6 protein-coding genes and 1 pseudogene are annotated in these 11021 nt (G+C 63.8%); 5 read left to right on the top strand and 2 right to left on the bottom strand.

The genetic code is table 11. The features are described from left to right. Positions 1-1444: pseudogene (locus NY78_RS21200) on the top strand (Tn3 family transposase); the annotation flags it as partial. 148 nt (positions 1445-1592) lie between these two features. Here NY78_RS21200 and NY78_RS21195 read toward each other — a convergent pair. Continuing rightward, entirely contained in the window at positions 1593-3680 is a 2088-nt protein-coding gene (locus tag NY78_RS21195; protein ID WP_047960338.1) for an ArnT family glycosyltransferase, read from the bottom strand. 141 nt (positions 3681-3821) lie between these two features. Between NY78_RS21195 and NY78_RS21190 the strand changes: the two genes are divergently transcribed. Then, positions 3822-4505 (top strand): class I SAM-dependent DNA methyltransferase, encoded by a 684-nt coding sequence (locus NY78_RS21190; RefSeq protein WP_043640820.1) that lies wholly within the window; start codon positions 3822-3824, stop codon positions 4503-4505. Between the two features lie 206 nt (positions 4506-4711). After that, positions 4712-5311: a recombinase family protein gene (locus NY78_RS21185; protein WP_043640817.1), complete on the top strand. Its 600-nt coding sequence runs from the start codon at positions 4712-4714 to the stop codon at positions 5309-5311. 96 nt (positions 5312-5407) lie between these two features. Here NY78_RS21185 and NY78_RS21180 read toward each other — a convergent pair whose 3' ends face one another. Beyond that, entirely contained in the window at positions 5408-7813 is a 2406-nt protein-coding gene (locus NY78_RS21180) for an FAD-dependent oxidoreductase (RefSeq protein ID WP_043640813.1), read from the bottom strand. 600 nt (positions 7814-8413) lie between these two features. On the opposite strand from NY78_RS21180, the gene NY78_RS21175 reads away from it, so the two are divergent. Both NY78_RS21175 and NY78_RS21170 read left to right on the top strand, forming a co-directional pair. Then, positions 8414-9868 (top strand): mannose-1-phosphate guanylyltransferase/mannose-6-phosphate isomerase, encoded by a 1455-nt coding sequence (locus NY78_RS21175; protein ID WP_331428935.1) that lies wholly within the window; start codon positions 8414-8416, stop codon positions 9866-9868. Between the two features lie 194 nt (positions 9869-10062). Further along, on the top strand, positions 10063-11021 hold a 959-nt coding region (locus tag NY78_RS21170), incomplete at its 3' end, for a GDP-mannose 4,6-dehydratase (protein WP_043640808.1).

Genomic DNA, 11021 nt, shown 5'->3' with positions numbered 1-11021 from the left:
ATTGCCTGTGGAACCAGATGGCGAGCGGTATTTGGAGAGGCGCCTGGACCTCCTTCGTGAAGAGCTTGCCAAGGTCAACGCCCTCGCCGATCAAGGAGCATTGCCGGATGCCACCTTCAGTAAGGGGGTCTTGAGGGTGACGCCTTTGACCAACCTCGTCCCCGAGGAAGCGGCTACAGCCATGCGTTAGGTCTACGACCTGATGCCGCACATCCGCGTCACGGAGTTGCTACTGGAGATGGACCGCTGGACGAACTTCTCTCGGCACTTCACCCACCTCAAGAGTGGCAAGCCGCCTTCAGATCCCACGTTGCTCCTTACGGCAGTCTTGGCCGATGGAATCAATATAGGCTTGTCGAAGATGGCTGAGGCCTGCCCGGATGCAAATTATGCCAAACTTTCCTGGTTGGCCGCGTGGCAAATCCGGGACGAGACCTATACCAAGGCCCTGGCTGAACTGGTCAATGCTCAACATCAGCAACTGCTTTCCAAAGTTTGGGGCGAGGGCAACACGTCTTCCTCGGACGGTCAACGATACCGTGCCGGTGGGCGTGGGGAGCCCGCCGGGCAGTTGAATCTGAAATATGGGACTGATCCATCGGTGATGGTCTACACCCACATCTCGGACCGATATGCCCCGTTCCATAGCCGAGTCATCAATGCCACAGCTAGGGATGCCACCTATGTTTTGGACGGCCTCCTCTACCACGAGTCGGATATCCGGATCGAGGAGCATTACACGGATACAGCAGGATTTACCGATCACGTCTTTGGCCTGTGTCATCTCTTGGGCTTCCATTTTGCTCATCGCATCAGGGACCTTGCGGACAAGAAGCTCTATCTCCCAGACCGAGATAGTGAGTACTCCGCACTGGCGAGCCTCATCGGTGGAACACTCCAAAAGAAGCATCTGCTGGCGCAGTGGGATGAGGTTCTTCGACTGGCCACTTCTATTCGGAAGGGCACAGTCACGGCTTCACTCATGCTCAGGAAGCTGGGAAGCTATCCTCGTCAAAACGGTCTAGCATTGGCCTTGCGAGAAGTGGGACGGATCGAGCGGACCTTATTCGTTCTCCAGTGGCTTCAGGATCCCGAGCTACGCCGGAGAGTCCACGTCGGACTGAACAAAGGTGAAGCGCGTAACGCCCTGGCCCGTGCGGTATTCTTCAACCGTCTAAGTGAAATGCGGGATCGAGGATTCGAGAATCAGAACCACCGAGCCAGCGGCCTAAACCTTGTGGTGGCCGCCATAATTCTCTGGAACACGGTCTACCTTGAGCGCGCCCTTGAGTTGCTTCGGAAGAAAGGCGAGCCTATTCGGGAGGATCTCATCCGGCATCTATCCCCTTTGGGCTGGGAGCACATCAATCTCACGGGTGACTACGTTTGGAATCTCAGCAAGCACGTCATCCAGGGACACCTGAGACCCTTGCGGAACCCTTAGCGTGCATAAATTTCCGTTCGGTGACGTGACCCCCGCTACGTCCGCCCGGCCGGGGAACCCCGCCAACTGCATCATGCCGCCTCGCACAACAGGCCCCGACGCGCCCACAAAAGCGGCACAACGGAACACGCTCCGCACCCAACGCTCGTTATCCGCCGGCTCCGGATTCGGCTGCCCCGACCACCAGCGGATGCGCTGCATTCAGCCACAGCTGGGCCGCGCCGGTCAGTTCAAAACGCACGGCAAAGGCCGCAGCGTCCGGCCTGAAAGCAAACTGCGTCCGATTGTCAAAACCTTCCCCTCGCTCGGGGAAATCCCCAAAGCCATGCGTCGTCCTGGCCAGCTCGCGGCCGTCGGCCGCACTGGCCACGACCGTTACCGTCTGCCCCGGGGCAGTCAGGCGCGGACAGTAGGAAACAAGGGCCTGCCCCGCCGCTGCCGGACCGCTGACGGCATAGGTCAGAGTTAGCGGTTTGCCCGGGTCTTCGGCCTGGATATAACTCCCCCAGTTGCGCACGTTGACGGCCTCGGACGCTGCCGCGCTCCAGCCGCCGTCGGTCCGGGCCACCCGGTCGGCCACGGGAATGGCGAGAAGCCCGGTTTCCGGACGCGGCCGGTAAAAGGCATAGCGCCCCACCCGTTCGGCCGGCTCGAAATACAGATGCAGCAGGGACAAAAGCTTCTGGCTGATAAACACCTGGGAATCGACAAACCGGGCCGCCCGGCGTTTGACGATGTCGGCGGCCATGGGCGAGTCGGCGGCCGGGGCCAGCCCCAGACGGTCATACAGGTCGGTTTCAAAGGCGTCGTAGAGCCTTAGGCGCGAAAAATCCGGCGTCCCGGCAAAAAGATAGGCCCCTTCGGCGTCCATGAGCACCGGGCCGGGGACGGCAGCCAGGGCGGCGCGCACGGCGGTTGCTTCGTCCACCGCCGCCTGGGGCGGGGCCAGGGACAGGGCCGACGGCCCATGCAGGGTGATGCGGACCGGGACCAGGGCGGCCAGGACCAGGACGGCCAGGGCCCGGGCCGCCGGTCGGCCGCAAACCAGGGTCCCGACCAGAGCGGCAGCCCCCAGGGCGGCCGCTGCCGAAACAAACAGGAAATGGTTGGTGTCCGAGCCGCTCCACATGAGCGTGCGCCACAGACTGGGCAGATAGACCAGGAGCAGCAGATCGGGCAGGGGCAGGCGGCGGCGCAGGCCGCACACGAACAGCCAGCCGGCGTAGGCGGCCAGCAGCGGCCAATGGCCGGACAGGTAGGCCGACGCCCGGGCCAGGGCCGAGGCGGCGCTGTTGTCGGCGGCAAGCCCGCTCATGGCCTGGGGGAAGAGGATGGTCTGGGCCACGAGCCCCGGCCCGAACCAGAGCAGGGAGGCGGCGGCCAGGACCAGTCCGGTCCCGGCCAGACCGGCCAGCGCTGCCCGGCGCTGCGGCCAGGACAGGCGGTAGGCAAAAAGGCTTGCGCCAAACGCTGCGGCCAGGGGCCAGACCTGCTGTTTGCCCAGGCAGGCCAGGGCCATAAGCGCCCCGGACAGCAGCAGCAGGCGGCGGGACTGGCGCGCCCGGCCGGCGGCAAAGGCCAGACAGCCGGCCAGCAGACAGCCCACGGCCAGACTGTCGGGTTTGCAGGCAACAACCACCCCGGCTTCGGGCGTGGCAAAAAAGGCCAGGGCGGCCAGCATCCCGACCAGGGTTCCGGCGGCCAGCCGGCCCAGGCCAAAAAGCGCGGCCAGAAGCAGCATGCCGCCGGCCAGGGCGGCCAGCTTGCCGGCCAACAGTCCCGGACCGGCCAGGACGGAACAGGCGGCGGTCACGATGTAAAAAAGCGGCGGATAGAGCGTTATGAGGCGCGGCCAGGCCGGTTCGGCTCCGGGATAGATGGCCTGGCCCGTACGAAGCAGCCAGCCCTTGAGGGCCTCGCGGCCTTCGATGGGGTTGGTGGCCAGGGGCGAGAGCAGTTCGGCCAGCCGCACCTGGACGAGCAGGTCCACCCCGGCCAGAACGAGGGCGGCCAGGGCATAGAGCAGGCAACCCCGCACGAACAGGGCGTCTGGTCCCGGGGGAAGCGGCGCATCGCGGCGACGGCCAAAGAGCAGGGCCAGAAGCGGCAGGGGCGCGGCAGCCAGCAGCGGTTCGCGCCAGTTGCCAAGCACGACGGCCAGACCGAGCAGGCCGGCCAGGAGCCCGGCCGGAACAAGGGTTGTTGCCGGGAAAAAATGTCTGGAGAGGCGGCGCATACTGGCGTTGTGTCAAAGGCCGGCGGCTCTGGCAAGACCGGTCGTCCCGAAGCGGGCTTGGCCGGAGGGACGACCGACCGGCCAACAAGTCCTTGCCCGTGGTCACAACCGACGCTACAGGAGGGGCCTGGGGGATACCACGTGAGCCAGGATTTCGACGACTACGCGGCCAATTACGAGGCGCTTTTGCGCCAGAGCCTGGGGGCGGCCGGGGGCGACATCAGCTTTTTTCGCCAGCGCAAGGCGGCCATTGCCAAGGCGCTTTTGCGCGCCCGCCCGCCCCGGCGCATCCTGGAATACGGCTGCGGCACCGGCGGCAACCTGCCCTATTTGCAGGCCGCCTTTCCCGGGGCGACCGTGGCCGGAGGCGATATTTCCGAAAAATCCCTGGAGGAAGCGGCCAGGACCGCGCCAACCGCCGCCCTGTACCACCTGGGGCGCGACGCCGTGCCGCCGGCGGCCTTTGATCTGGTTTTCGTGGCCGGCGTGCTCCACCACGTGCCGGCCACGGCCCGGGGGACGGTCCTGGCCGCCATGGCGGCGGCGCTGGCTCCGGGCGGGCGGCTGCTGGTTTTCGAGCACAACCCGGTCAATCCGCTGACCCGGCGGATCGTGGCCCGCTGTCCCTTCGACGCCGGGGTGACGCTGCTTGCTGCGGCCGAGGCCGAAGGGCTGTGCCGCGAAGCCGGCTTGCACGACATCCGACGGCGCTATGTCAGCTTCGTTCCCCCGGCTCTGGCCGCGCTTGCCCCCCTCGAGGCGCTTTTCGGCTGGCTGCCCCTTGGCGGACAGTATTGCCTGTCGGCCCGGAAGGGACCGTCTTAGAAAAAAGCAACAACCGGGCGCCAACCCTGGGCGCGGCCGAGCCGATCCGGCAACGGCTTCTGGCCTCCCGTGTCCGAAAGGGGATCGTTTAACGGACACTCGGACGCATCCCGCCTTGGGCGCGCAACAGCGCCACCCACCGTGTCTCAATAGAATGGTACGATTTCTTTTGCAGTGATGGGGCCTTTTACGTTACACTTTCGGGCATGGCGCACACCCTGATCGGCTATGCTCGATGCTCGACGGAAAAACAGGATCTCGCGGCCCAGCAGGATGCCTTGCTCCGGCTCGGAGTCGCACCGGATCGCATCTATACCGACCATGGCTTCACCGGGACGAACCGCCTGCGGCCTGGTCTCGACCAAGCGCTGGCGGCTGTACGCAGCGGCGACACGCTGGTCGTTCCGAAGCTTGACCGTCTCGCCCGTTCAGTGCCGGACGCGCGCGCCATAGGCGACAGCCTTGCCGCGCGTGGCGTCAAACTGCAGCTCGGGGCGAGCGTCTACGATCCGACCGATCCGATGGGAAAGTTGTTCTTCAATATCCTCGCCACCTTTGCCGAGTTTGAGGCAGACCTCATCAGGATGCGGACGCGCGAAGGCATGGCTGTCGCGCGTGCGAAAGGAAAGCTGCGTGGGAAAAAACCAAAACTGACCGATCTGCAGCAAAAAGAGCTACGTCGTATGTACGACACAGGGAACTACTCAATCAGCGACCTGGCTGAAGTGTTTTCGATAGCACGGCCAACTGTCTACCGAACGCTCGACCGACAGGCAGGGGGAGTTGCGAAGACAGAAACCAGGTAGAGCGACGATTCCCAGGGCCGTCTGGCGATCATGGCCACACGCGCCGCCTTCGGGTTCCAGCCCGGCCAGCCCCTCCCCCCCAAGACAACGAGAACCTCAAGATTTCCCCCGCGTCACCGGGCAGCGGCCGCAGACAATGCCGTTTCGCAGATCGTGGCGGCCCGGATCGGCCAGAAGCGCCCGGGCGGCCTGGTATTTCTCTCCATTCCACAGCTTGGGCAAGGGTGTTTCAAAGACGTTGCCGAAATCCACGCCCGGATCGCGGGGGTCGCGGCAGCAGGGAATAAGCCCCCCGTCCCAGTTGATGTAGGCCGAGCGGTAGAGCCAGGAACAGCCCGGGGCGGCCTCGTGGTCATGGGTCAGGGTCTGGCGCGGAAACATGGTGGAAAACCATTCGTCCGGCGCGGTTTCCGGAAAAAACGGCCGGATGAAGCGCACCTGATCCACGCCCAGCCGGGCCGCTGTTTCCCGGGCCGTGGCGATCTCGTGCTCGTTAAAGCCGGTCACGCAGTACTGCCAGTCAATAAAGGGCGTTTTCGTGCCAGCGGCCGTGCGGGCGGCAATAACCGCCCGCAGATTGGAAAAGGCCAGATCGGCGTTGCCGCCGCGCATGAACCGGCCGGACGTCTCAAACGACACGCCGTGGCAGGAAAAAATCAGCACTTCCAGACCGGAAGCCACAATGCGCCGGGGCAGGTCCGGGTCATGGTGGTTGAGGTTGGACGACACGCCAACGCCAATGTTCTTGTCCGTGGCGTAGCGGATCATTTCCAGGGTCTCGGGAAAGAGAAACGGCTCGCCAAAGCCGTACATGTTGATCTTAAACAGGTGCTCGCCGCAGGAATCAATGAGGCCCCTAAACTGGTCAAAGGTCATCCGCCCGTAAGGGCGTTCGCCCGGGGCCGGGGCGCGGCGGTCGTCGTAGCAGTAGGCGCAGCGCAGATTGCAGATGTTGGTGGTCTCGATCTTCAAGATATAGGGCATGGAATCAAGCACGGTGCGCTTTTGCAGACGGTTGCGCTCGGCCTTGTAAAAGTTCCACAGGCGTTTGAGGGTCGCGTGGCGCACGAAGGCCTGGGCGTGGCGCTTCAAGATCTTGACCCGCTCCCCGGCCCCGGCCCCCTTGGTGGCCAGGCCCGCGTCGAGCAGTCCGGATTTTTTGGCCGGCCCCGGCTGGGGGGCCGGCCTTTTGACGCCCAGCAGATGGTCGGCCATTTTAAGGCCCTGGGCCGTGGCCGCCGGGGTCAGGCAGAAATAGAAGCCGCCTTGCCGGCCCACGGCGTGCAGATTGGCCACGGCCCGGGCCGGGGCAGTGGCCGCGGCCAGCCGGGCTTCGTAATCGAGCGGATAGATGGGCATGGCCGAAGGCAGGGTGACCACCCGGGAGGCCCGAAGGGCGGCGGCCGGATAAAGCCCCAGGCCGGCCACGTCGGCCACGGCCCGGGCCAGGGTTGTCTCCTCGGGCTCGGCCGCATCTTCCAGATTGATTTCCAGGCACAGCCCTTCCCGGTCGGCCGGGCCGCGCTCGCGGTAGATCGACTCGGGGTAGTAAATCCGGTTGGCCTGCATGGCCGGGTCGGGATGGTAGGTATAGACAAAGGGCCGTTCGGTGCGCTTTGTGCGGGCATAGGTCAGCATGACCAGGCGCATGGTGACGCTTGGCAGGGACGGCGCAGCGCTCCCCAGGGCGGCGTTTAGGCCCTCAAGCGGCGCGGTCCAGACCACATGGGCCGGGGTGATGGTCCGGCCGTCGGCCGTCACCGTGGTCACGCGGTCGCCCTCGCGGGTCAGCGTGATGTCCTTGACGCCGGTTGCCACCTCGCCCCCGGCCGCCTCGATGCGCCGACGCAGCAGGGCCGGCACGTCGCCCAGGCCCCCGGCCGGATACCAGTAGCGCTGGCGCAGCCGGGTAAGGGCGGCGATGACCGCCGCCGCCTTGCCGCGCCGGGCAAACGGCTCCTTGTCGTTGTCGATGGTGCGGTCCACCCGGGCCAGCCAGTGATGGTGCAGCAAGGCCGGCGGGGTCAGCGCCTTTTTGGCAAACAGGTCCCGAAACAGCAGATTGTACAGGCCCGGACCGCACTTTTCCGACAGCTCAAGCTCGGCCGAAATGGGTTCCGGCGGCGGCGCGCCCCGGCGTTTGAGGGCGGCGCGCACGGCCTCGATCTGATAGCGCAGCGGATAGCGGAAAAAGTCGAGATGGTTGGGGAACTTCCACAGCCGTCCCCCGGCCGCCACGGCAAAGGCGAAGGGATGGCGGATGACCGGCTGGCCGGCAAGCGCGGCGCGCAAAAAGGCCTCGCCCTCCCCGGGCACGTCCAGGAACAGCACGTGGGGGCCGTAGTCAAAGACCACGCCGTCCAGGGTTTCCGAGCGCAACAGGCCGCCGACCTGGGAGGCGCGTTCGAGGACCAGGCAGGGCCGGCCGGCTTCGGCCAGGCGCACGGCACAGGTCAGTCCGGCGATGCCGCCGCCAACAATGACAATGGGATGGGCGTTCATGAAACAGGTTCCTCGCAGGGTGGATGCACGCCGTATCTCGTCCGGCGCGTGGCACGTTCTATACCAGGAGCGGGCCGGGCGTCCTCCCTTTTTTGTCCGGCCGGCGATGCCTTGTCATTTGGGCAGATTATGGTCGCTTTTTTGCATTGCGGTCATGCTCTGATTGGTCCAAGGCGCGGATTGCCTGAGCAGCCCGGCTCCGATCCTGAGGACTGTTGCAACCAGTCCCGCAGCGTCCGAGGGACACATTTGGCTTTATGGCGCTTGGATGGCATGAAAAATACAGATGGCGGGGGAAGGGGTAGAAATCGGGCGAAGAAGGTGGTAGTGTTTGGCATGTACGGAGTCATCCTGTCGGTTTGCAGGCGGGCTTCACAACGCCGCTTCGCAGAGCAACAGGAATTCCGTAGAGGTCTAGGGGCCGCGAAAGGAGCTTTTTGCTCCTGCTGTTGCCGGCACGCAGGCAACAGTGGCGTCCCAGCGCACTGTTCATGGAATTTTGACTTTCAAATACGGCAACTGGCGTCGCTTTTTTGAGATGCATCTCCAGGCCATGAGGCGATTCGTAGCGCAACATATCCCGCACAACATGTCGTCTTGTTGTTTCTTGACCGGGCAGATAGGTTGCAAAGCAAAGGAGTCCGCACTGTGTTTGTCCCAGTAATTCTGGCAGGTGGTTCTGGCACGAGATTGTGGCCCATGTCGCGCATGCTCTATCCCAAGCAGTTCCTGGCCTTCGACGGCGAAAAAACGATGCTGCAGGCCACAATCGAGCGCCTGAACGGACTTTCGCACCGGTCTCCCGTGCTGGTCTGTAACGAAGAACATCGTTTTTTGGCCGCCGAGCAAATGCGTCAAATGGGTCTCGAAGGCGGCACAATCCTTTTGGAGCCTGTGGGCCGCAATACGGCTCCGGCCATCACTTTGGCCGCGCTGCATGCCACGCAAAACGGCGAAGACCCCATTTTGCTGGTTCTCTCGGCCGATCATGCCATCGCCGATACCGCCGCCTTCCAGGAAAGCCTGGAAAGGGGCCTGCAATTGGCCGGGCAGGACAAGCTCGTCACCTTGGGCGTGCTGCCGAAAACGCCGGAAACCGGCTACGGATATATCCAACTAGGCGAACCCTTGGGGGAATTTGGCCACAAAGTCGCGCGATTTGTTGAAAAACCGGACGCCGAGAACGCCCAGGCCTATGTCAATTCGGGCGACTACCGCTGGAACAGCGGCATGTTCCTGTTCCGGGCCGGAAAATACCTCCAGGAACTAGAGCGTGTCCGACCGGAAATCCTGGCTGCGTGCAGGGCGGCCCGGGAAACGAAAGCCGTCGATATGCATTTCGTGCGCGTCGATGCGGAACTGTTCGGGAGCTGCCCCAATGTGTCCATCGATTACGCCGTGATGGAGAAGACTGGGGATGCGGTCGTTGTCTCCCTCGATGCCGGCTGGTGCGATGTCGGTTCCTGGTCTGCGTTAAGTGATCTCCTAGGCCAGGACGAACAGGCCAACACCCTCAAGGGCGACGTCCTGGCGAAGGACACGACCAACTGCTTTGTCATGGCCAAGAATCGGCTTGTGGCGACCTTGGGAATCTCTGACCTCGTTATCGTGGAAACAACGGATGCAATCCTTGTGGCCCACAAAAGCAAAGCCCAGGAAATCAAATCCATCGTCGATACGCTGAAACAGCAAGGCCGGACCGAACATCTGTCCCATCGCGAAGTCTTTCGCCCCTGGGGATCTTTCGACAGCATCGACACCGGGGAACGCTATCAGGTCAAACGCATTACCGTGAAGCCCGGGGCCAAGCTGTCCGTACAAATGCATCACCACCGAGCTGAACACTGGGTTGTCGTCACGGGCACGGCCCGCGTCACCAACGGCCAGGACACCGTGCTGCTCACAGAGAACCAGTCCGTCTATATCCCGGTAGGGCAACTCCATGCCCTGGAAAATCCCGGCGTCATCCCGCTGGAGATGATTGAGGTCCAATCCGGTTCCTATCTGGGCGAGGACGACATCGTCCGATTCGAGGATCGTTACGGGAGGAAGTAAAGAGCCGGGGCGAGCCCGCCAAGGCTGTTGCAAAATAACGCCGGGACGATAGCCGGAGCGTCGGCTGTATGCAGCCCGGGAACCGCCGAAGGGCTTGGCTGGTCCGGGCGAGCGTTGCCGCACCAACAAGGTGGCCTCGTGGCTGTGTTGCGGCCTTTGCTACCGTGTATTGCCCGACGAAGGGAGGTTTTTTTTTGAAAAAAGCGATCATTTTTGGCATTTCAGGCCAGGATGGAGCCTATCTGGCGCAACTGCTGCTGGAGAAGGGCTACGAAGTGGCCGGTACGTCACGGGACGCCCAGATGGCGTCGCTTGGCAGCCTCGCCGCCCTGGGTATCCGGGAGCGGGTGGCGGTGCATTCCGTGACCCTGACCGACTTTCGCAGCGTGCTGACCGTGCTGAACACGGTCAAGCCCGACGAGATCTACCATCTGGCCGGCCAGTCCTCGGTCGGGCTGTCCTTTGACCAGCCCGTGGAAACCTTCATGTCCATTGGCGTGGGCACGCTCAATCTGCTCGAAGCCGTGCGTTTTCTCGGCGTGCCGGCCCGGCTGTACCACGCCTCCTCCAGCGACTGCTTCGGCGACACCGGCGGGGAGCCGGCCACCGAACTGACCCCCTTTGCCCCGCGCAGTCCCTATGCCGTGGCCAAGGCCGCCGCCCATTTCGAGGTGGGCAACTACCGCGAGGCCTACAATCTCTATGCCTGCAACGGCATCCTGTTCAATCACGAATCGCCGCTGCGGCCCAAGCGCTTCGTCACCCGCAAGATCGTGGCTGCGGCCGCCCGCATTGCCGCCGGCTCCGGGGAGACCCTTCGCCTGGGCAACATTGATGTTGCCCGGGACTGGGGCTTTGCCCCACAGTATGTCGAGGCCATGTGGCGCATGCTCCAGCGCGACACGCCTGAGGATTACGTCATCGCCACCGGCCGCACCATCACCCTGCGCGAATTTGTGGCAGAGGCCTTTGCCGCCCTTGGCCTCGACTGGCGTGAGCACGTGGTTGTCGATCCCAAACTTTACCGGCCCACCGACATCGCTATCAGTCGGGCCAATCCGACGAAGGCCGAACGCCAACTAGGTTGGAAGGCGACCATGTCCCCGGCTGACGTGGCCCAGGCCATGGCTGTCCACGAACAACAGGAGATCTT

Source organism: Desulfovibrio sp. TomC (assembly GCF_000801335.2).
GTDB lineage: Bacteria > Desulfobacterota > Desulfovibrionia > Desulfovibrionales > Desulfovibrionaceae > Solidesulfovibrio.
This window is presented reverse-complemented; position numbering and strand designations above follow the sequence as displayed.

Excerpts from the sequence above, each read along its gene's own strand:
- NY78_RS21195 (WP_047960338.1), bottom strand. The coding sequence starts at position 3,680 with ATGCGCCGCCTCTCCAGACATTTTTTCCCGGCAACAACCCTTGTTCCG.
- NY78_RS21185 (WP_043640817.1), top strand. The coding sequence starts at position 4,712 with ATGGCGCACACCCTGATCGGCTATGCTCGATGCTCGACGGAAAAACAG.
- NY78_RS21180 (WP_043640813.1), bottom strand. The coding sequence starts at position 7,813 with ATGAACGCCCATCCCATTGTCATTGTTGGCGGCGGCATCGCCGGACTG.